This is a genomic window from Hyunsoonleella rubra (assembly GCF_042684665.1).
Taxonomy (GTDB): Bacteria; Bacteroidota; Bacteroidia; order Flavobacteriales; family Flavobacteriaceae; genus Jejuia; species Jejuia rubra.
Genome location: NZ_JBHULY010000013.1, coordinates 186,675 through 209,246, shown reverse-complemented (window position 1 = coordinate 209,246; position 22,572 = coordinate 186,675). Strand labels below are relative to the sequence as shown.

22 protein-coding genes are annotated in these 22,572 nt (G+C 38.3%); 7 read left to right on the top strand and 15 right to left on the bottom strand.

Annotated elements, in window-relative coordinates:
* Positions 1–11: 11 nt before the first annotated feature.
* Positions 12–1,571, bottom strand: a complete 1,560-nt coding sequence (locus ACFSR8_RS07365) for an NAD(P)H-hydrate dehydratase (protein ID WP_380290569.1) — start codon at positions 1,569–1,571, stop codon at positions 12–14.
* Between the two features lie 329 nt (positions 1,572–1,900).
* Here ACFSR8_RS07365 and thrA point away from each other — a divergent pair, with 329 nt between their 5' ends.
* The 6 genes from thrA to ACFSR8_RS07335 all read left to right on the top strand — a co-directional run bounded on the left by thrA (position 1,901) and on the right by ACFSR8_RS07335 (position 9,210).
* Positions 1,901–4,345, top strand: coding sequence for a bifunctional aspartate kinase/homoserine dehydrogenase I (gene thrA, locus ACFSR8_RS07360; RefSeq protein WP_380290567.1), 2,445 nt, complete (start codon positions 1,901–1,903; stop codon positions 4,343–4,345).
* 164 nt (positions 4,346–4,509) lie between these two features.
* Entirely contained in the window at positions 4,510–5,433 is a 924-nt protein-coding gene (locus tag ACFSR8_RS07355) for a homoserine kinase (protein WP_380290638.1), read from the top strand.
* Positions 5,434–5,531: 98 nt separating this feature from the next.
* Positions 5,532–6,821, top strand: coding sequence for a threonine synthase (thrC, locus tag ACFSR8_RS07350; protein WP_380290566.1), 1,290 nt, complete (start codon positions 5,532–5,534; stop codon positions 6,819–6,821).
* 128 nt (positions 6,822–6,949) lie between these two features.
* Complete coding sequence (locus ACFSR8_RS07345; RefSeq protein ID WP_380290564.1) at positions 6,950–7,567, top strand: YqaA family protein; 618 nt, start codon at positions 6,950–6,952, stop codon at positions 7,565–7,567.
* Between the two features lie 63 nt (positions 7,568–7,630).
* Positions 7,631–7,918: a DUF3817 domain-containing protein gene (locus ACFSR8_RS07340; protein ID WP_380290562.1), complete on the top strand. Its 288-nt coding sequence runs from the start codon at positions 7,631–7,633 to the stop codon at positions 7,916–7,918.
* The gene (locus ACFSR8_RS07335; protein WP_380290560.1) at positions 7,918–9,210 is read left to right on the top strand and encodes a mechanosensitive ion channel family protein; all 1,293 of its coding nucleotides are present in this window, start codon (positions 7,918–7,920) and stop codon (positions 9,208–9,210) included. Before ACFSR8_RS07340 ends, ACFSR8_RS07335 begins: the two co-directional genes overlap by 1 nt.
* A 4-nt stretch (positions 9,211–9,214) precedes the next feature.
* Here ACFSR8_RS07335 and ACFSR8_RS07330 read toward each other — a convergent pair whose 3' ends face one another.
* The 8 genes from ACFSR8_RS07330 to ACFSR8_RS07295 all read right to left on the bottom strand — a co-directional run bounded on the left by ACFSR8_RS07330 (position 9,215) and on the right by ACFSR8_RS07295 (position 18,440).
* A complete protein-coding gene (locus ACFSR8_RS07330) occupies positions 9,215–10,789 on the bottom strand; it encodes an alkaline phosphatase PhoX (RefSeq protein ID WP_380290558.1) in 1,575 nt (524 codons plus the stop codon).
* A 136-nt stretch (positions 10,790–10,925) separates the two neighbouring features.
* Positions 10,926–11,981 carry a 3-isopropylmalate dehydrogenase gene (leuB, locus tag ACFSR8_RS07325; protein WP_380290556.1) on the bottom strand — a complete coding sequence of 352 codons (1,056 nt, stop codon included), beginning with the start codon at positions 11,979–11,981 and terminating at the stop codon, positions 10,926–10,928.
* 259 nt (positions 11,982–12,240) lie between these two features.
* Entirely contained in the window at positions 12,241–13,761 is a 1,521-nt protein-coding gene (locus ACFSR8_RS07320) for an alpha-isopropylmalate synthase regulatory domain-containing protein (protein WP_380290554.1), read from the bottom strand.
* 162 nt (positions 13,762–13,923) lie between these two features.
* Positions 13,924–14,523, bottom strand: a complete 600-nt coding sequence (gene leuD / locus ACFSR8_RS07315) for a 3-isopropylmalate dehydratase small subunit (RefSeq protein ID WP_380290553.1) — start codon at positions 14,521–14,523, stop codon at positions 13,924–13,926.
* 95 nt (positions 14,524–14,618) lie between these two features.
* Entirely contained in the window at positions 14,619–16,025 is a 1,407-nt protein-coding gene (gene leuC, locus ACFSR8_RS07310; RefSeq protein ID WP_380290551.1) for a 3-isopropylmalate dehydratase large subunit, read from the bottom strand.
* A gap of 227 nt (positions 16,026–16,252) precedes the next feature.
* Positions 16,253–16,636, bottom strand: coding sequence for an acyl-CoA thioesterase (locus tag ACFSR8_RS07305; RefSeq protein ID WP_186562272.1), 384 nt, complete (start codon positions 16,634–16,636; stop codon positions 16,253–16,255).
* Between the two features lie 18 nt (positions 16,637–16,654).
* Positions 16,655–17,545 carry a DUF72 domain-containing protein gene (locus ACFSR8_RS07300; RefSeq protein WP_380290549.1) on the bottom strand — a complete coding sequence of 297 codons (891 nt, stop codon included), beginning with the start codon at positions 17,543–17,545 and terminating at the stop codon, positions 16,655–16,657.
* A gap of 85 nt (positions 17,546–17,630) precedes the next feature.
* On the bottom strand, positions 17,631–18,440 hold the full coding sequence (locus ACFSR8_RS07295) for a hypothetical protein (RefSeq protein ID WP_380290547.1): 810 nt from the start codon (positions 18,438–18,440) through the stop codon (positions 17,631–17,633).
* A gap of 186 nt (positions 18,441–18,626) precedes the next feature.
* On the opposite strand from ACFSR8_RS07295, the gene ACFSR8_RS07290 reads away from it, so the two are divergent.
* Complete coding sequence (locus tag ACFSR8_RS07290) at positions 18,627–19,043, top strand: glyoxalase (RefSeq protein WP_380290545.1); 417 nt, start codon at positions 18,627–18,629, stop codon at positions 19,041–19,043.
* 87 nt (positions 19,044–19,130) lie between these two features.
* On the opposite strand, the gene ACFSR8_RS07285 is transcribed toward ACFSR8_RS07290, so the two are convergent.
* The 6 genes from ACFSR8_RS07285 to ACFSR8_RS07260 all read right to left on the bottom strand — a co-directional run bounded on the left by ACFSR8_RS07285 (position 19,131) and on the right by ACFSR8_RS07260 (position 22,406).
* Complete coding sequence (locus tag ACFSR8_RS07285; RefSeq protein WP_380290543.1) at positions 19,131–19,814, bottom strand: DUF2461 domain-containing protein; 684 nt, start codon at positions 19,812–19,814, stop codon at positions 19,131–19,133.
* A gap of 89 nt (positions 19,815–19,903) precedes the next feature.
* Complete coding sequence (locus ACFSR8_RS07280; RefSeq protein ID WP_380290541.1) at positions 19,904–20,461, bottom strand: hypothetical protein; 558 nt, start codon at positions 20,459–20,461, stop codon at positions 19,904–19,906.
* Between the two features lie 58 nt (positions 20,462–20,519).
* Complete coding sequence (locus ACFSR8_RS07275; RefSeq protein ID WP_186562285.1) at positions 20,520–20,693, bottom strand: hypothetical protein; 174 nt, start codon at positions 20,691–20,693, stop codon at positions 20,520–20,522.
* 33 nt (positions 20,694–20,726) lie between these two features.
* Complete coding sequence (locus tag ACFSR8_RS07270) at positions 20,727–20,888, bottom strand: DUF1328 domain-containing protein (protein ID WP_380290539.1); 162 nt, start codon at positions 20,886–20,888, stop codon at positions 20,727–20,729.
* 56 nt (positions 20,889–20,944) lie between these two features.
* Complete coding sequence (locus ACFSR8_RS07265; RefSeq protein WP_380290537.1) at positions 20,945–21,847, bottom strand: mechanosensitive ion channel family protein; 903 nt, start codon at positions 21,845–21,847, stop codon at positions 20,945–20,947.
* 55 nt (positions 21,848–21,902) lie between these two features.
* Positions 21,903–22,406, bottom strand: coding sequence for a Dps family protein (locus ACFSR8_RS07260; protein ID WP_380290535.1), 504 nt, complete (start codon positions 22,404–22,406; stop codon positions 21,903–21,905).
* Positions 22,407–22,572: the final 166 nt, after the last annotated feature.

Sequence of the window (22,572 nt, the reverse complement as noted above, 5' to 3'; positions counted from 1 at the left end):
ATTTAAAGCCACTATTCAGTGGCTTTTTTTGTGTATTCCTCCTCAGGTTGAGGCTGTTCTGGCTGTTTGAACAAATCAATAAACGCTTCACCCAAATACTCCACAATATGGCTGGCAATCAAGCTTTGATAGCCAAAATCCTCAACAGCTATATCTGCCGACTTTCCGTGTAGATACACTCCGAAAATAGCCCCAACGGATGGGTGATAGCCTTGCGCAATCAATCCAGTAATAATTCCTGTGAGCACGTCTCCACTGCCTGCCGTTGCCAACCCGGGATTTCCGGTGGTATTAATATAAAATTTTTCGTTAAAAACAGTTATGGTATTGGCTCCTTTAACCACTACGATAAGTCTATATTTTTTTGAAAAGGCTTTTACTTTACCCAATTTTTCAAAATCATCATTCCACGCTCCAACTAAACGTTCCAATTCCTTAGGATGTGGTGTTAATATGGTTAATTCTGGCAACATCTTCAATAGCGATTTCTTTTTGGAAAGCATATTGAGTCCATCGGCATCAATTACCAATGGAGCCTTATTTACTTTCAAAAATTCCTCAAAAGCAGAAATAGTTTTGGTATCCGTGCCCGCTCCAACGCCAAAACCAATAACAGTAGGTGCTATATCATATTTTATTGAAGTGATCTTGTTTTCATCTGTATCAGTAATTACCATAGCTTCTGGAAAACCCGATTGCAAAGGGGTATAACCACATTTTGGCACATAGGCGGATACTAATCCTGATCCCGCCGAAAGTGCTCCACGACAAGCCAACGTCACTGCTCCAATCTTGCCATAACTGCCTCCTATAATCAAGGAATGACCAAATTGCCCCTTATGCGAGTATTTATCCCTTGGGATATAATTGGGCAACACTTCATATTTACTAATTAATTGTGCCTCGGTTTCCGTGGTATGCAAATACTCTGGGTCCAAACCAATATCCAAAACTTCCCATTGAACGGTATACTTTGCTGTATCTGGAAGGAAAAACACCAGCTTCGGTGAAGCAAAACTCAAGGTAAATCCGGCCCAAACTACATTGTCTTCATCTTGAACTGGTTTATCCACAAACAATCCAGAGGGTATATCAATGGATAATGTAAATGCCTTGCTTTTTCTAAAATGGATAAAAAGCCCCTTTACCCAATCATCAACGGGCCTGTTCAATCCTATGCCAAAAACGGCATCAACAATAATATCATTGGGGTGAATCTCAGGAAAATCTTCACTGCAACCCAATAGCGTTGGCCATTTTTTTGTGACATTCTTTATGCGATCGTAATTCACCAAAAAATCTTTTGACCTTTTATCACTGCAGTTGACCACGTAAACGTTCACATTATAGCCATCCAGAATCAAATGACGCCCTAAAACCAAACCGTCACCACCGTTATTACCAATGCCACAAAAAATATGAATGGGTACCTGTGCCCCCTGCATGCGTCGGTGCATCCAATTAAAAATCTGTGTGCCAGCGCGCTCCATTAAATCTGTGGAGCTTATATTTTGCCTTTCGGCTGTCAATTTATCCCCTGCGTAAATCTGTTCCTTAGAAAATATCTTCATTATTAAATTTTTAATGCCTTTTCAAAATCATTTGTAATATCAAAAGAAAAATGCCTCCTCTTGAGAATTCAGCAAAAAATAAACTTTAGTTTTTTTATTAGGCTAAATGTAATACTTTTGGATTTTATTATTCAACATTATGCATCCAATGTATCAAAATACGGGTATTTATAGAGCTTCCATTCTTGGAGGAGCTACTCTTATTTTTGGATGCACCACAAATACTACAACCCCTTGGGGTTGCTAATTACATTAACTTCGGACTGTCGTTGTAATTTCAAAAATTACAAGTTTTTAAGTATTTATCATTTCAATCAATTGATTAAAACATGAAGGTTTTAAAATTCGGAGGGACTTCTGTAGGTTCTCCAAAAAATATAAATAGAGTCATCGATATTTTAGATGATTATTCCAAAAGCAGTAAAGTTATTTGCGTGGTATCCGCAGTTGGAGGCATTACAGATAAGTTGCTTTTAGCCGGAAAACAGGCACAAAATAAGGACAAGGAATATCTTGAAACATTCAATATTATAAGGGACATACATTTTAGCATCGTCAACGAGCTTAATCCTAATGGTAACAAAGCGATTGTTAATTATGTTGAGGATAAATTGGAGGCCTTAAAAAGTCTTTTGGAAGGTATATTCCTGATCAATGAACTTTCTCCTAAAACTTCGGACAAACTGGTAAGTTTTGGGGAAGCTTTGTCATCTTTCATAATAGCCGAAACAATGAAAGCTAGAGGACTTTCCGCAAAAAGGAAAAACTCCAGAAAACTGGTAATCACCAATTCTAATTTCACTAAAGCTGAAGTAGATTTTGAAGTAACGAACACAAATATTATCGAATATTTCGAAACTGCAGAAGAGCAGATTACCATACTCCCCGGGTTTATTTCAAGTTCTGCCAGTGGCGAGCAAACTACTTTGGGTCGCGGAGGCTCGGATTTTACTGCAGCTATCGTTGCGGCAGCTTTAAAAGTGGAGCAATTGGAAATCTGGACAGATGTGAGCGGGATGTTTACAACCAACCCAAAATTGGTAAAACAGGCTTACCCTATAAAAACCATTTCCTATCAGGAAGCCATGGAACTTTCCCACTTTGGAGCTAAAGTATTGTACCCCCCAACGGTACAACCCGTATTGGATTTGGAAATTCCAATTCATATTAAGAACACTATGGAGCCTGAAGATATGGGTACTATAGTTTCAAAAAACGCAAACGGTTCGGCATCACCTGTAAAGGGCATCAGCAACATTTCCAATATCGCATTGCTGACGCTTCAAGGTAGTGGCATGGTGGGTATTCCAGGGTTTTCCAAACGTTTGTTTGAAACCCTTTCAAATGAAAAAATCAATGTCATTTTAATCACTCAGGCATCTTCGGAACATTCCATTTGCTTGGGTATTGAGAAAAAAGATGTTGAAATCGCCAAAACCGCTATCGACATTACTTTTGAAAATGAAATCGCATTGCATAAGATTGACCCATTAATTGTTGAAACTGACTTGGCAATCGTTGCTTTGGTTGGCGACAATATGAAAAACCATCAGGGCATCAGTGGCAAAATGTTCAGCGCATTGGGCAAGAATAATGTTAATGTGAGAGCCATAGCCCAGGGTGCGTCAGAAAAGAATATCTCTATCGTCATTGAAGAAAGTGATGTGAAAAAAGCTCTGAATACATTACATGAAGCCTTTTTTGAAACCATTACAAAACAGTTGAATGTATTTATCACTGGCGTTGGAAATGTGGGTGAACGTTTGGTGGAGCAAATCAAACAACAAAAAAAATACCTGAAGGAAAACTTGAAAATCAACCTTCGCGTGGCGGGTCTTTCCAACTCAAGAAAGATGCTATTTGATGACGGAGGCATTGATTTGAAAAATTGGAAAGAGCAATTGGCCAATGGCGAAGAAGCCTCTTTGTTTGGCTTTTTTGAAAAAGCAAAATCCATGAATTTACGAAATAGTATTTTTGTGGATGTTACCGCAAACGCTGACGTTGCCGATTTATACGAGAAGTATTTAAGAGAAAGTATTGCGGTAGTAGCTTGTAACAAAATTGCCTGTTCCAGTGACTTTGAAAAATACAAGGACTTGAAAAGACTGTCCTTAAAATACAATGCGCCTTTCTTGTTTGAAACCAATGTAGGCGCAGGTTTGCCGATTATTGATACATTAGGGAATTTGATGGCTTCGGGAGATAAAGTCAATTCCATACAAGCCGTATTGTCGGGAAGTTTAAATTTCGTCTTTAACAACTTTGACGATTCCACGAAGTTTTATGACGTGGTAAAACAGGCAGGTGCCGAAGGTTATACGGAACCCGACCCAAGGATTGATTTAAGCGGTGTAGATGTTGCTCGTAAGATTTTGATTTTAGCCAGGGAAAGTGGAGTTGAAATGAATTTAGAGGATATTGAAAACAAATCTTTCCTATCCCCGGCCGGACTAAAAAGTGGTTCGGTGGACGAGTTTTATGAAACGCTGATTGCTGATGAATCACATTATCAGGCTCTATATGCTTCCGCGAAAGCAAATAATTGCCAATTGAAGTATGTGGCAAAATTTGATAATGGCAAGGCAAGTGTGGGTTTACAGGAAATTCCTGAAGGGCATCCATTTTACAATTTGGAAGGCAGCGATAATATCGTCATGTTTTATACAGAGCGTTACCCAAAACAGCCTATGATTATAAAGGGAGCCGGAGCCGGAGCTGATGTTACAGCCTCTGGATTGTTTGCGGATATTATAAGGTTAGCTAACGACTAAAAACAGTCGCAGTTTACAGTGGCAGTAGGCAGTCGTTTCGGACGTTAGAGAGAAATCTCATTGTTAAGAATGAATGCATTGAAAAGCGAAAAAAAAGAAGAATGTTACACAAAAAAAAATCCAGCTATTGTTCCAGTGCGGCCGAAAACTATTTAATAGATAAAATGAACGAAATAAAGATATTTTCACCTGCTACCGTGGCCAACGTTTCCTGTGGCTTTGATGTTTTGGGCTTTTGTTTGGACAGCGTTGGTGACGAAATGGTGGTTCGGAAAATTGAGAAAAAAGGTATCTATATATCGCACATAGAAGGGTTTGATTTGCCTTATGAAACAGAGAAAAATGTTGCTGGCGTTTCAGCTTTGGCCATGTACGAGGCTTTGGATGTAGATTTTGGATTCGAGATTGAAATCTACAAAAACATAAAGCCTGGCAGTGGTATCGGAAGTAGTGCTGCTAGTGCTGTAGGGAGTGTTTTTGCGATGAACGAATTAATTGGACGACCATTCAACAAAACACAATTGACCGAATTCGCGATCAAAGGTGAAGCTTTGGCCAGTAAATGTGAACATGCAGATAACCTTGCCCCTGCTCTTTTTGGTGGTTTTACGTTGGTAAAAAGTGTATCGCCTTTAAAGATACTGGAATTGCCAACCCCCAGTGATTTATATGCAACAATCATTCATCCTCAAATTGAAATTAAAACTTCAGAATCCCGAGGTTTGCTGCCGAATGAAGTCCCGTTGAACGACGCCATTACCCAATGGGCAAATCTCGGAAGCCTAGTACATGCCTTGCATACTAGCGATTTCGATTTGATAAAAAGCGCATTGACAGATGTAGTTGTGGAACCTCACAGAAGCAAGCTCATCCCATTATTTAACGAAGTAAAAGGAGCATCTTTGAATGCAGGTGCTTTAGGTGCTGGAATTTCAGGGTCAGGACCATCTATTTTTACCTTAAGTAAAGGTTTAGAGCAGGCAAATACCGTTAAAGAAGCGATGCAAAGTATTTATGCTGACTCTGATATAGATTTTGATATCCACGTTTCGAAAATAAATACCACAGGCATAAAAATTATAAATTAATGAGACGATGCCATTTCGACTATTGGAGAAATAACATCATGTAAATAAAACCCGGTTTCAGCTTCGGTCTTGTGCCTTTCGTAATCGGTAAATTAAAAATGAATTACTATTCACTCAACCATATAGCACCAGATTCGACCTTCAAAAATGCTGTTATTAAAGGTTTAGCACCAGACAAGGGATTGTACTTTCCGGAAAGCATTACCCCATTACCAAAATCGTTTTGGGATAACTTCGATAGTTTGTCTTATAATGAAATAGCTTTTGAAGCCATCAAGCAATTTGTGTTGCCTGAAATCCCTGAGGATGTTTTAAGAACCATTGTGGAAGAAACATTGTCGTTTGACTTTCCAGTGGTGAAGTTGAATGAGGATATTTCTACATTAGAATTGTTCCATGGGCCAACCATGGCGTTTAAAGATGTGGGGGCGAGATTTATGGCACGTTGTCTTGGATATTTTAATCGCGATAATGACAGGGAAGTTACTGTTTTGGTAGCCACTTCTGGCGATACCGGTGGCGCTGTTGCCAATGGATTTTTAGGTGTGAAAGGAGTTAATGTGGTGATACTTTATCCTAGTGGAAAAGTAAGCGATATTCAGGAAAAACAATTGACTACACTTGGTCAAAACATTACGGCATTAGAAGTTAACGGCACATTCGATGATTGTCAAGCCATGGTAAAACGGGCTTTTCTTGATGAAAGTCTGACCAGCAAAATGCAATTGACTTCGGCTAATTCTATTAACGTGGCACGTTGGTTACCTCAGTTGTTCTATTTTATGTTTGCCTATAAGCAATTGCATAAGCAATATAATGACATCATATTCTCAGTACCAAGCGGGAATTTCGGAAATATCTGTGCTGGTATGATGGCCCAACAATTAGGTTTGCCTATAAAGCATTTTGTGGCGTCAAACAACGTGAACAATGTTGTTACAAGATACCTACAATCACAATTATACGAACCCCGTCCGTCAATACAAACTATCAGTAACGCCATGGATGTTGGCGCACCGAGCAACTTTATCCGCATTCAAGAAATCTACAAGAATAAGTTCAACACCCTAAAAGACAATGTATCCTCATATAGTTTTACAGATGAAGAAACGCGTGAGGCCATGCTAGAAATGTATAACAACTATGGGTATGTAGCAGACCCTCATGGAGCTGTAGGCTATTTGGGCTGTAAATCATACCTTAAGGATAATCCCAATTCACATTGTGTCTTTTTAGAAACGGCCCACCCAACCAAGTTTTTGGATGTGGTTGAAGAAGTCATCAAAGAAGATCAACCTTTACCGAAACAGATTCAATCTGTGATGGGCAAGGAAAAAATAGCTACCGTGATTTCCAACTACGAAGAGTTGAAAGATTTTTTGCTTTAACCAACTTGCTGGTTTTTTCTCAATCTAACACTTCGTCGAAAAGTAGTTAAAGAATTTATAAATAATGTTTTATTTAGGGTTCGATTGAAGATTCAGGGTTATCTTTGCCTTTCTCTAAATTCACGACCTTGAAGTCTAGAACCAGGACAAAATCCGGAAAATCCCGTTTGCAATTATTGCATCAGTATTATGCTTATACGGGGTTTTACGCATTTGTTTGGCAGGCTGTTAGAAAAGCTCTTCCTTATATTGTTGCAATTATACTGGCTATTTATGCTATAAATCATTTTTTTGATATTAGCGGAGCTCTTACGCGACTTACCGAAATATTGCCAACGTATGGCGTGTTGAGTTTCTTTTTTGTCTCCGAAACCATACTGGGGCTTGTTCCGCCAGAAATTTTTATAGCTTGGGCTGGAAAAATGCACAATCCTTGGCTATACTTAGGCCTATTGGCTATACTGTCCTACGGTGGTGGACTGCTGTCTTATTGGATGGGGCGTTCTATTACTAAAATGCCATCGGTACATGATTATTTGGAAATGAAAATGGAGAAACAATTGAAAAACTCTAGAAAATGGGGAGGGTTTTTGATTATTGCCGGTGCATTATTGCCCCTGCCCTTTTCCATTTCTTGTATAGCTGCTGGCGTTATTATATTTCCATTTAAAAATGTGGTCCTGTACGGTTCATTGCGTTTGTTGCGTTTTGTAGGTTACGGACTTATCATCTTTAACGTTTTATAAAAAAGTCTTAAATCCTGCGGTTTTATTGCAGTTGTGTTCTACTTTTGCACAAAATAAAATCGTATGTTTTCCTTTTTGAATATTTTTAGGGTCGTGGCGCTATTAGAAGGCGTCTCTTATAGTTTGTTATTATTTATTGCAACGCCCATAAAATACTTAGCCGATGACCCTCAGTATGTGAAACTTTTGGGGATGCCCCACGGCATTTTATTCATACTTTATATCGTTTTCGCCTTCATGCTGAAACCTGAAATGAAATGGAACAATAAACAATTTGGAGCAGTTTTGTTGGCCGCCATCATTCCTTTCGGCACATTTTATATTGATAGAAAATATTTAAAAACTGCATAATGGTTCAAAGTGAAACTATTTCTGAAACTACTGTTGACCAAGTATCGAATCTAAAACATTGGATTTATGATTATCTTTTAAATTTAGGCGTTTCGGAATCGTCTGCAGCCTACCTAAATATGTTGGTTTTATTAATAGGGTTAATAATTGTTATCGCTATAATCGATGTCATTATTCGAAGGATATTGATTGGAGCATTTACCCAATTCGCAAAACGTTCCAAAACCAATTTTGACGACCTTTTGATTTCTAATAAAGTACCCCGAAACATAGCGCACATCATTCCATTATTGATAGCTCTGGAATTTGTGCCTGATGTTTTTGCGGATTTTTACAATTTCGAAATCCTAATTGAAAAAGGCCTGAAAGTATTCGCCATTGTTCTCACCCTATGGATTGCAAGGAGCCTGCTCAACACCATAAAGGACTTTCTAAAAACCTTACCGCGTTTTAGGGATAAGCCTATCGATAGCTATATTCAGGTATTTATGATTTTTGCGTGGCTGGGCGGTATCATGTCGGCCATTGCTATTATTACCAATATTCCATTTTTGAAGTTCCTTACCGGGATGGGTGCCATTTCTGCCGTTATTATTTTGGTCTTTAAAGACACTATTCTTGGGTTTGTGGCCAGCATTCAGGTATCCATAAATGATATGGTGCGGATTGGGGATTGGATTACCTTTGAAAAATACGGAGCCGATGGAGATGTGATTGAAATCAATTTGGCCACCGTAAAAGTTCAAAATTGGGACAAGACCATCACCACCATTCCCACGTATGCGTTGATTTCGGACTCCTTCAAAAACTGGAGGGGTATGATGGATGCAGATGGCAGACGCATTAAGCGTGCCCTAAACATTAAACAGGACAGCATCAAATGTTTGACAGATGCCGATGTGGAAAGGCTAAAAAAAATACAGTTGATAGCCCAATATTTAGATAAACGAAAAAACGACATTGATAAATACAATACTACCAATAACGTTGACAAGGCACTTCTTTTAAATGGCAGAAACCTTACCAATATTGGGGTATTCAGAAAATATATCCAAACCTATATTGAAAAGCATTCAGGCATAAACAAGGACATGACCATTATGGTTCGCCAACTAGCGCCAACTTCAGAAGGCTTGCCAATTGAAATATATGCGTTCAGTAGTGATAAAAGATGGGTAAATTACGAATACATAATGGCCGATATTTTTGACCATGTATTGTCTGCAGTTCCTTATTTCGATTTGGATATATTTGAACTGCCCACAAGCCATGTCTTTGTGCCAAAAAAATAGTTGTCTACTTAACCACTAACTTAGCTACTTCCTTCTGATTTACTGTTAAAAGATAGGTACCAATCGTAATAGTTTTCAAGTCCAATTCCACCTCTGATAACCCATTGAATGTATTTTCAAAAACCTTTTTTCCCTGAATGGTATATATTTCAACAGTCTTGATAGCATAGCCCTCAATCTTAAGTTTTTGAGACGAATCTAAGGGGTTTGGATAGAATTTAAATTCATTCGTATCTCCTATTTCAGCAATAGATAAGGATGTTCCTAAATCAGAATTAAGCGCCACAACCAATGTTGTCCCCAATTCAAAATCATAAGTGTTACCAGCAACATCTACTTGTCCAGCCGTATTAGTGCCGCTTGGATGCTGAATAGACATGAACAAGTATTTGTAATCAGGTGTGAAAGTTATGCCGGTTGGTTCAGCTCCAGAAGGTGTGATTCCAAAAATTTCTACATCAGGGCTTGCTTGGGTATGTCCGCTTTTAACCACCCAAATGTAATGGTTGTCATTATCCTGCAGTACCCATAAGTTGCCGTCCCCATCAAAAGCCATATTATCATTCCCTACTCCCCAAGGCACAGGTGTAGTTGAAGAACCATCATTAATATCATAACTCATATTTCCGACAAACGTTTCCATAGTGATTGTTGAAGGGCTTGTTTCCAGAACATCGGAATCAGAAAAGCGATAAACCCTGTTGTCAGGAGCATTTTTCACCGAAAAATAAACCATTCCATCCGGTCCGATTTCAACATCTTCAATCCCTCTAAATTCGGTAGCTCCCGCACTCTGGCTCAGAGCATTGGTGTTGTTTTGATGCGATGCTAGTTGATGCGCTGGATTAGAGCTGTCATTTATTAAAACCCAAGACCCCGTACCACTTTTAGAACCTGAGAACACATAGAGGTCTCCTGCACTTAAATCATTTACATTAGTAGCCACGAATTTATACAAGAAACCAAACCCACTGGTGTCATCTGCTCCTTGGTAAACTGTCCTACCATTATAATGAATTGCCACATTTTCGTGCTTAAAGTGCCCCATGGCATAAAGTTTACTCCCAACTACTGATCTTGTTGCTGGATTAATTTCAACGTTCCAGCCTACATCATTGTATCCATCGAAATTAAAATCTGTAGCAACTGAAGTCTCCTCACAACTGATAACATTGCCCCAGGAAGTCACGGTTCCTGAACAATTTGCGGCAGTCGCAAAAACGGACGTAAAATCTATTGGGATCGCACTGGTTTTTTCCCAGAGTTTTGTTGTACCATTAAAGTTAATATCGAAAATGGTCACTGCCCCAGGAACTTTTTCATGGTTCAAGCTAAGGTATCCATTAGTGCTACTACCTCCAATTGGTACATAGGCCGTAAAATCAGGTGTATTTGGCAAAGTGCCACTAGTTATGGCGTCTCCAGATTCAGCCAATACTTGAAAGGTATGCGTCGAAGGAATAATAAATTGATCCGTTTGAGCGGCTGGAGTAACCGAAGTAAAACTCCCAATCTGCCCATATACATTAGAAAACCCCAAAAATGAGGCCACTAAAAATAATTGTAAAGTTGTTTTCATAATCTTTAAGTTAAAGGTTACCAGAAAGTTAACAATTATTATCCATTTTGACTTTAAGAACCCATTAAAAAATTATGAACAAAAAAAACCTGTTGGTATTAAAACCAACAGGCCATATTCTATTTTCAACAAACCTCTAAATATTGGATGCCAACCAATCTCCGACTTCACTGGTACCATAAGATTTACCTCCATCAGCTAAATCCTCAGTTACCATTCCTTCATTTAGGGCTTTATTCACCACCTCTCTGATAGCCTTCCCTTCAGCATGTAAACCAAAATTCTCAAACATCATGGCAGCAGATAATACAGTTGCCATCGGGTTCGCAATATTCTTCCCTGCTGCCTGAGGATAAGACCCATGAATGGGTTCAAACAAACCTATATCAGAGCCCAATGAGGCCGATGGCATTAATCCCATAGATCCCGAAATTACAGAAGCTTCATCCGTCAAAATATCTCCAAAAAGGTTTTCGGTAATCAAAACATCGTAACTGTTTGGCCATTGTACCAATCGCATTGCTACGGCATCCACAAACTCATAGCTTACCTCTACCTCTGGATAATCTTTCTCCATCGCTTGAACAGTCTCTCTCCAAAGTCTTGAAGTTTCCAAAACGTTGGCTTTGTCCACACAACATAACTTTTTGCCTCGAGTCATCGCCAATTCAAAACCCTTTTTAGCCAAACGTTGCACCTCTTCCCTGGTATAAACACAGTTGTCATAAGCCGTTTCCCCTTCTTCTCTTCTGCCTTTTTCACCAAAATAAATGCCACCGGTTAGCTCACGCAAAAACACCAAATCCGTACCTTCAATACGTTCTTTCTTTAAAGGTGATTTATCTAATAATGAAGGAAATGTAAATGTTGGACGAACATTCGCAAATAAGCCCAAGGCCTTTCTCATTTTTAACAAGCCCTGCTCAGGACGCACCTTAGCCGAAGGATCGTTATCAAACTTAGGGTGGCCAATCGCACCAAACAATACCGCGTCAGAACTTTTACAGATTTCATGTGTTTCATCCGGATAAGGCTCTCCAACGGCATCAATCGCCGCTGCTCCTGTTAAAGCTGGTTTCCAAGTTAGCTCATGACCAAATTTTGAAGCAACAGCATCACTTACTTTCACTGCTTGATCTATAACTTCTGGTCCAATACCATCTCCTGCTAAAAGTGCAATGTTTAATTTCATTCTGTTTATTTTAGTTTCTAATTTATCTCTTTTAGGCGTTCCCCATAGGGTCGGGCTTTCACTAGTCGCTCTCTTTGAGGAGCTTCAACAGGCCGTTCAATCCCTAACGCGGGCACGTCCGCTACCTAACTGCTTTTCAATACACAAAATTATTATTTGCTAAAGTGTTTCTTGACCCACCCCTAGCCCCTCCAAGGAGGGGAACACTAATACACTTCAAACTCCTTACTTCATGCTTACCACTTCCTACTTCCTGCTTCTAACCTACTATAATGTTCAGCATCTTTTCCGTGGCCTTGATGGCCGAAACCGTTTGGTCACTATCCAGGCCACGGGTTTTAAATTCCTTTTCGGGATACTTCCAAGTAATAATCGTTTCACACAATGCATCAGAACGGCTACCTGGTGGAATCCGAACTGCATAATCGATCAAATCCGGCAATACGGTTTTTTTCTTTTTAAACACCGTACGTATGGCATTCATAAAGGCATCAAACTGACCATCTCCTTGCGCATTCTCCTCAAATGTATCTTCTTCAATAGTAATCGATACCGTCGTAGAAGGTTTCAGTCCTTTGGAATGCGTCAAAACATAGGAGTTTACCCTAACCTTTTCCTCATAGGTTTGGTCCAAAACATCCGAAATGATATATGGCAAATCCTCCTTGGTCACCACCTGCTTTTTATCACCAAGTTCAATAATACGCTGGGTTACTTTTTTCAGATCCTCGTCATTCAATTGTAATCCCAATTGGTGCAAGTTCTTTTGAATATTGGCTTTACCCGAGGCCTTCCCTAACGCGTACTGTCGTTTTCTTCCAAAACGCTCGGGCATTAAATCACTGAAATACAGGTTTTTTTTATTATCACCATCAGCGTGGATTCCCGCAGTTTGGGTGAATACATTTGCCCCGATAATTGGTTTATTAGCTGGAATCATGACCCCTGAAAAGTTTTCAACGAGTTTGCTTACGGTGTACAATACTTTTTCATTCACCCCTATATTAATATCGGGCATAAAGTCATTAATAACAGCTATTGTACTGGACATTGGCGCATTTCCAGCACGTTCTCCCATCCCATTCACAGTAAGGTGCAAACCATCCGCACCAGCTTTCAAACCCTCAACAGCATTAGCGACTCCAAGATCATAATCGTTGTGGGCGTGAAAGTCAAAATGTAAATCTGGATATTTTTCCTTAATCTCCTTAACAAAATCAAACGACTCCTTTGGTGTAAGCACACCCAAGGTGTCAGGCAACATAATTCTTGCAACCTTTTGCTTACTCAAAAACTCTAAAAACTCATACACATAGGCTTTGGAATTTCGCATGCCATTGCTCCAGTCCTCCAAATACACATTGGTAATAAACCCTTTTTCTGTCGCCAATTTTATAACCCCCTCAACCTCCTTAAAGTGCTGATTAGGAGTCTTTTTAAGTTGGTGAGTCAAATGGTTTAATGAGCCTTTGGTTAACAGATTTTGAGCTTTTGCTCCAGCTTCTTCCATCCATGAAATAGAAACACCATCATCCACAAATGTTAATACCTCAACTTTGTCTAAATAGCCATATTCGGAAGCCCAATCGGTGATATCCTTTACTGCCTGAAACTCCCCCTCCGAAACTCTGGCAGAAGCTACTTCAATGCGGTCTACCTTTAATTCTTCCAATAAAAGTTTGGCAATGGTCAATTTTTCAGAAGCAGAAAACGACACGGAAGAGGTTTGCTCCCCGTCACGCAATGTCGTATCCATTATTTCTATTCGTTTCGTAGCCATCAAAGGTTAAATCGTATCCTTTATCTCCAATTCTGAAAAGTCAACCGAAGTCTTATTTCAAAATCTCACAAATCTATTAACTTTAAACAAAAGAACCTGAAACTAGACTTCGACTGCGCTCAGTCTGACAATTCAGGTTTTTATGCTTATATTTTTTTATGACTAAAATGGTCTTGTTTCGGCAAAAGCCTTTACCTCATCCTTCATATTTTGAAGGTAATCTATATCATCAAAACCATTCAACATATTACCTTTTTTGTATCCATTGATATCAAAGGATTCAGATTCACCAGTTGACAATAATGTTACGGTCTGACTAGGTAAGTCTACTTTTATTTCCGTCTTCGGATCCGCTTCAATAGCATCAAACAATTTTTGAGCAAAATCAGCCGAAACCTGCACAGGCAATACGCCAATATTTAAGCAGTTATTTCTAAAAATATCTGCAAAGAAAGATGAAATCACACAACGTAATCCAAAATCATAAACGGACCAGGCCGCGTGCTCTCTAGAAGACCCAGAACCAAAGTTCTTTCCTCCTACTAAAATCTTAGAACCTGCGTATTTCGCATCATTCAAAGGAAAATCAGCAATCGGATTTCCTTCTGAATCATATCTCCAATCACGAAAAAAGTTATCTCCAAAACCTTTACGCTCAGTTGCTTTTAAGAAACGTGCTGGTATGATTTGATCCGTATCTACGTTCTCAATTGGTAGTGGATATGCTGTACTTGTTAATACTTCAAATTTATCGTAAGCCATGTTTTTTATGCTTTTGGCCTTTAGCTATTGGCTATTGGCAACTAATAATTATACTTTTTGTGCTAATGGCCAAACGCCAAAAGCGAATAGCCTATTTAGGCAGTTACTTCTAACAAAGTTCTTGGGTCTGTAACAACACCTGAAACTGCTGTGGCAGCGGCCACAAGCGGTGATGCCAATAAAGTTCTTGATCCTGGACCTTGACGTCCCTCAAAGTTTCTATTTGATGTAGATACAGCCAATTTCCCAGCAGGTACTTTATCATCGTTCATTGCCAAACACGCTGAACAACCAGGTTCTCTTAACACAAATCCAGAAGCTTCTAAAATTTTATCTAAACCTTCTTCTTTGATCTGATCCACAACTTTATGCGACCCAGGTACTAACCAAGCCGTAATGTTATCTGCTTTTTGACGGCCTTCAACAATAGAACAAAATGCTCTGAAATCCTCAATTCGTCCGTTAGTACAAGATCCCAAGAATACATAGTCCACTTGCTTGCCAATCATGTCATCACCCTCTTCAAACTTCATGTAGCCTAATGACTTTTTGTAAGTAGCTACCGCACCTTGTACGTTTTCGGCCATTGGAATCGATTCGGTAACACCAATACCCATTCCAGGATTGGTACCATAGGTAATCATCGGTTCAATATCGGCAGCGTCATAGTTGAATTCTAAATCAAATACGGCATCATCATCAGTTTTAAGCGTCTTCCAATATTCCATGGCCTTATCCCAATCAGCACCTTTTGGCGTATGCTTTCTACCTTTGATGTATTCAAAAGTCTTTGCATCTGGCGCAACCATACCGCCACGGGCTCCCATTTCAATAGAAAGGTTGCACACTGTCATACGGCCTTCCATGGACATATTTTCAAAAACTTCACCTGCATATTCTACAAAATAGCCTGTTGCTCCTGAGGTAGTTTGTTGAGAAATAATATATAATGCCACGTCTTTAGGAGTGACACCAAACCCTAATTTCCCGTTGACATTTATTCTCATTTTCTTTGGCTTGGGTTGCATGATACACTGTGTAGATAGCACCATTTCAACCTCTGAGGTACCGATACCAAATGCAATAGCACCAAAAGCACCATGCGTTGACGTATGCGAATCTCCACAAACAATAGTTGAACCTGGTAACGTAATCCCATTTTCAGGGCCTACGATATGAACAATACCATTGTTTCTGTGGCCTAATCCCCAGTGCGAAATACCATATTCAGCTGCGTTATTGGCCAATGCTTCCAACTGGTTTGCAGATAAAGGATCTGCAACAGGCAAATGCTGATTCCAAGTCGGAGTGTTATGGTCGGCAGTAGCGAACGTACGCTCCGGATACATTACCCCAATTCCACGACTTTTTAATCCAACAAAAGCAACTGGACTCGTTACTTCGTGTATAAAATGACGGTCTATAAAAAACACGTCCGGTCCATCTTCTATTTTTCTAACAACGTGAGAATCCCACACCTTGTCAAACAATGTCTTACTCATAATTAATAAAGGTTTTATGATGCTATAACCAACAAAAAGTGAATACAATGTAGCCCCAAAAGTTATAGCGGGCTACAAAGTTATACTTAATTACATTTAATCGAAAGTTTAGACCGTATTGTTATTTTATTTTTACAAAAAATACAAGTAAGTCCATATTAATTGAATTTAATGCAAAAAAACAGAAAATTTAGTTATAATTTTCAATGCAAAATCAAAGTGCTCTGTTATAATCTATCTTTCACAAATTCCACCTCAGTTTTGCCATGAGGCAAAGGCTTACCGTCTTGCCCAACATTTACCATTACTATATTGGAAATAGTGATAATCGTTTCCCTTGTCATCATATTTCTCACCTCACAACTCAAAGTAAGGGAGGCTTTACCGAATTTCACGGCTTTTATCCCAATTTCTATGACATCTCCTTGTTTTGCTGAAGCCTTAAAATCGATTTCGCTAATATATTTTGTAACCACCTTTTGGTTTTCTAACTGAACAATGCTGTAAAGAGCGGCTTCTTCATCAATCCATTCCAAAAGCCTCCCTCCAAAAAGGGTGCCGTTTGCGTTTAAATCTTCTGGTTTAATCCATTTGCGTGTATGAAATCTCATTTAAATAATTTTTGCGTTTTAAAATAGTAAGTTTTGCTCGTCCTCTTCATTAGGAACCTTAAGTGAATAGCCCAATTCTGAATTGAGTTTTTTAATGAAATAGGCGGATAGCAGGGGCGACTCTTTTTCAATATTTTGGTGGATAAAGAAATCTATTTCCTTAATACCTTGCTCCATCCAACTTTTTAAGCGTTCCACCCAATCGTCCAATCTCGTATAATCCGTTGCATGATTTGCACCAACGTAGCGTACAAAAGCTGTAGAATTGGTCAACCGCATGTGCATTAAATCCCGTCTTCCAGCCGTATCCACAATCACGTTGGAAATATTGTTGTCTTCCAATAATTGATACAAATCCTTAGCAATAGCCTCGTCGTTATACCAATTAGTATGCCTAAACTCCACTGCCAAAGGCACTTCTTTAGGCCAATTTTCAACGAAGTTGACCACTCTATCAAAATCCTTGGGCGCAAAATTATTGTGCATTTGCAGGAATACGGTTCCCAATTTTTCTTTCAAGTTTGAAGCGTTGTAAAGATAATGCTGAACAACTTCATTGGTGTCATTCAAACGTTTCCAATGACTGATTTCCTGATTTAATTTTGGAAAGAACTTAAAACCGTCAGGTGTTTTATCGTACCAAGTTGAAAATTGTTCCGCAGGAAAAATACGGTAAAAAGTGGCGTTTAGCTCAATAGAATTGAATTGCGAGGAATAATACCCCAACTCATCTTTTGTGCCTCTGGGGTAAAACCCTTTGAGGTCTGCCCTATTCCATTTGGCACACCCCACATAGATTTCTGGCACATTGTCGCCCTTCACTTTGTTTAAAACGTCTTTTGTTTTTGGTGGATCTGCTGGTAAGTTAAAATCGATGCCTTCAGGGTTATCGACGCTTCCGAATTTCATGTTTTTAATTTTTTAAGTAAAGATATTAATTCATAAAAAAAGACTCTTAAAAAAAGAGTCTTTTCATTTTAGTAAGGCTCAAAGATTATTTTAAAATAAAATCTTCCTTTCTAAAACCATTATTAAACTTGATTTCGCTAAACGTATAGGTACCGTTATCGTGATATTCCCCTTTTTCGTTGGGTACAAAAGATTTCCTTACTGTTGAAACATGCAAGCCGTCGATAATCTCGTATTCCAATGTCATTTTAAGAATGGGGTCGTTAATGCCCCAATCCGGGAGGGAAAAATAAAACCAATCCACCAAATGGGTTTCGGGATTGAAGTACAAAATATATTCGTCGTTCTTTTCTTTTTTGGTGATATCCGCGTCGTAGGTTAAACTCACTTTGTCGTAGGTAATGCCATTGGCCTCTTCTGTGCCTAAATATTTATAGTTAGTGCCAGGGTCCTGCAATTTGTACATCATCGTGAACCAATAAAAATTTACCTTTCTTAGGAATACGGTACCGCCCAAGGCTTTCTCATCGGTTATTGACTTTCCATCAAATGTCAGCATGGGTTTTCCGTCTACCAAAGCCTGTTGAGCAACACCTTTTTGCTTTGGCAGAACATTCCTTTGGTGTGTATTATACTGCGCCCAAGAGTGTTCACCATCAATAATATGGCGCTCTAAGGATACGTCTTTTCCGGCGTCGTAATTATCGTAAACATATTTGAATTGGATGTCCTTTTTGCTGGCCAATTTTTGATAGCCTCCATTGACTTCGACCATGGCGTCTATTAATGACTTAGAGGTTTCATCGGCATATACTTGCGCATTTAAGTCTGAATTGCCCGTGAAAAGTAATGTTATCAAACTGATTGAGAAAGAAAATTTTAAGGTACGTTTCATTGTGTTAGATTTTTATGTTGGTTCTATTTTCGTGTTTCGTCGTTTATTTTCAAGTTGCTTACAAGTTAACCTAATTTATCCAAAAGGCTTTTTAACCATTTGTTAATAACACAGTTAATAACTCCAACGGGATTGTTAATACTCCAAGTTTATATTTCGATAATTTTAAGTCGAAATCTACTTCACATGGACTCAAGACAATCCCACCTAAAAAGTATCAGACCTGAAATTTTAAGCACAACCATCAATGACAGCATGAGTGCTGACGAGCGTTTTCAGAATTTGGTATTGCGCCCCATCATCAAATTTCAAAACGATTTGTTAGTTGCTGTGTTTAAAAATTACATCCAAAAACACAAATTGGTATTTTATGATTTATCCATTGAAAAGCGGATAGATTATATTGAAAACGCTGTTCAAAAAGATATGAAATTGCGTAACTCCATGAAAGGAATGATTATTGGCTTGTTTACGGTTGAGGATTACGAGATTTACATCCAAAACTCTTCGGCATTAAACAAACGCATGATGAATATCGTAAAGCAACGTTTGATTAGTCATATTCAGATGTTTGAGAGGCCTGAATTGTTGGCGGTGGTTTGATAAGACACGAATTTCACTAATTAGCACTAATTGTTATGTCTTAGCTATTCGCGTAAATTCGCGAAATTGGTGTCAAAGACAAAAATATTAATCAATCAAAGACACCCCATTCAAATCCGTAGTTAACACATCGCTCATATAATCAAAAAATGGGCGGATGGCTTTAAATGAGCTATCCACTTCTTGTAAAAAACCAGCATCCAACACTTCTTTATCCGTATATTTTTTTGTGAAGATGTATTGCTTCTTTTTAATGAGATCAATCGCTTTATGTTCTTTACTAAAACCTTTGGGCGCGGTTTTCACTTCGTCTCCCACAAAGGTCTCTCCCCAAATCGAGTTGAACTTTTTATCCGCTAAAATATCCCGTATTTCAGCATCGTCCATTTCAAATTCTTTTCGGATTCGCAACAAATCCGCAGGTGCAGGTTCCCAAAATCCCGTGGCAATAAAACTTTCATTATTTGGCTGAATGTGCAAATAGTAACCGCCTCTTAATCGTGGTTTGGTACGGTGAAACGACCCTCCGAAATGGGTTTTATAAGGCAACTTGTTTTTAGAAAAACGCACATCGCGATAAATTCTAAAAATTTTCAACTTATCAATCTCGTCGTGCTTATTCAGATTTTCAAAAATGGCATTGTAAAACTGTTTTACTTCGGCTTCAATGGCCTTAAACTCTGGTTTGTTTTCATTAAACCAATCGCGGTTGTTATTTTTCTCTAGTTTTTTGAAAAATGGGAAAACGGATTTTGGTACAGTGACGCTCATTTTTGAATCTTAAAATTAAATATCTTCTAAAATACAAAAAGTCCCGGGTTACCCCGAGACTTTGTAATTATCTTAACACGAAATATGTATTACATTTCCACTTGCTTTTTATTATACTTGATGGTTTTAATACTTTCAGACGTTTCATCGTAGTACTCCACCACAAAAGTATCACCTTCAAAGTAGCCAATACCGTTATAGGTTTCACCCCTTACAATATAGCTTCCAGGAGTGTGTGTATTCCAAGCTTTTCCAATTTCAACAAACTCGTTTTTATCATCCGTTAAGGCTATCATAAACCCTGATTTATTCGGACTGAACTTATAGTCTTTTTCCTCGCTTATAAAGTAGGTTTCCTTGGTCAACACATCGTAAGCAGTATCTGCATCATTGTCAATCATAATTGTTGTCTGCACCTTTTTGGTGGCAGGCACCCTGTCTTGATTTAACTTATGCTTATCGTCCGCATCTAATTTTACGTTTGCCGTTTCCTTGGTAACCACTTTTATTTTACCTTCTTTGGTAGTATCGCCGTCTTTATATTTGACTTCTTTTACGGTGGTTTCTTTCATAATTTCCGTTGGCTTTTCTTGAGCCATTGCTGGTCCACAAATTAATATGGCCAACATATATATGTAATTTTTCATTGTTTTCATTTTTAATGGTTAAACTTCTATCTTAATCTTTAAACTGACTGACTTAATATTAGTGGGTAGCGTCATCAATTTCATCTTCAACTTCTTCAACAGCATCGCCAACTTCATCTTTTACTTCTTCCACTGCCTCTTCAATTTTATCTTTAGGTTTCTTCTCTCTACAGCTTGTAAATGCAGTTGATACTGTAAATAATAAGGCTAATGCTAATATGACTTTTTTCATGATTTTAAATTTTAATGGTTAATTAATGGTTTTCTATTTTTTCAGTAATCCTTTCAAAAGTGAGAATACAAATAGTATGATGAATATGTAGAAACATATTTTTGCAATGCCTGCAGATGCTCCTGCAATGCCACCAAAACCTAGTACTCCCGCAATTAATGCAATGATTACAAATGTTATCGTCCAGCGTAACATAGTTTTTGGTATTAAATAATTGAACTTAATGATCTATCGGAATCGATACATCTACTCTAGTTATTAGAGAATTGGTTTTCCATAACGGCATCATCAAAAGATAACTTGTTGTTAAATTCCAATGTGCGGATTGGGAACGGAATATTGATTCCTGCTTTATCGTAAGCTTTTTTAATCTCAATGATAGCCTTGGTTTTGGCCTTTAACTTCTCTAGCATACTTTCGGCATCAATCCAAAATCTACATAGATAATTAATGGAACTATCACCAAATTCGGTATAATAAAACTCGACATTTTCGGGGCTTTCCACCTGATTGAAAGTATTGGCAATCACCTCTTTGGTTAAACGCTCCACTTCTTCCAAATCAGATTCGTAGCCCACGCCACACTCTAAAAACACTCGCATTCGTGTGGTCAAGGAATAGTTCTTCAATGGGTTTTCAAGAATCATTTTATTAGGAATCACCACAATATTATTATCGGCTTCTTTTAAAACAAATTCTTTCAAATTCACATCAATTACCTCTCCAGAATAGCCATTGGTTTCTACCCAATTGCCTAATTGTATACGTTTTCTAAACGAAATTACTACACCAGCAAAAGTGTTAGATAATGTACCTTGCAATGCTAAACCAATAGCTAAACCTGCAACACCAGCACCTGCCAATAAGGAGGTTAGCATTTTACTTAGGTTCATAATTCCCAAGGCCAAAAACAGTCCCGCCACAACAACAACTACTGCCGAAATTTTGGCAATTATGTTAGCAATGGATTTTTGGGGTACCCGTTTTTCAACTAGCTTTAAAATTAGCTTTCTGGTATATCTTGCCACAAAGTAGGATGCTACCATCACCACTACGGCTAGAATTAAATTTGGTATATTTTCTATTATGGCACTTACCCAACCTTGAAGTTTTTCTATTAAATTGTTAAATGCCGTAGACATTGTTTCTTTCATTTTCATTCGATTTTAAAGGTTAATATTGTTTTCTTAGGTTCAATCTATACAGCAATTAAGCCTCAACAACAGTTTCCTTTAAACTCCCCGAAGTCTTTTTCGTCCAGGCATTTAGCATCCAACTTGTCTTTTCAAGTTCTCGTATGTATGCTCCCATCAAATCGATAGTACCTTCATCAGAAATCGCCTCGGCCTTTTCGATCACTTTCCCCATTTGCACCAACAGTAGCTTGTGGTCTTTTAGGGTTTCAATCACCATATCCTCATCGGTTTTCATCGGTGCATCCTCTAAAATACTCGAGGTTTTTAAGTAATCTTCCAACTTACTCATCGGGTGGTAACGCAATGTTAAAACACGTTCGGCAATTTCGTCGATTTTAACTTTTGCATCATTGTACATATCTTCAAATTGCTCATGCAGATCGAAAAAATTCTTCCCGATGATGTTCCAATGTTTACTTCTTAATTTTTGATAATACACGTGGTAGTCCGCTAATAAAACATTCAATTCAACCACCACAGGTATTAACTCTTCATCATTCATGTTTAAATAGCTCATTTCTTGTGTTTTTTATTAATTAAACTCACTAACAACTTATAGGAAATAGCAGTTTTGTCAAGCCCTTTAACAGGGTTTAACCATTAAGCGCGGGCATTAACATAATTTTAAGTTAATACGCCAATAAAATGTTAAAGGATTTTAAGAATAACTTGGGCGTTACCAC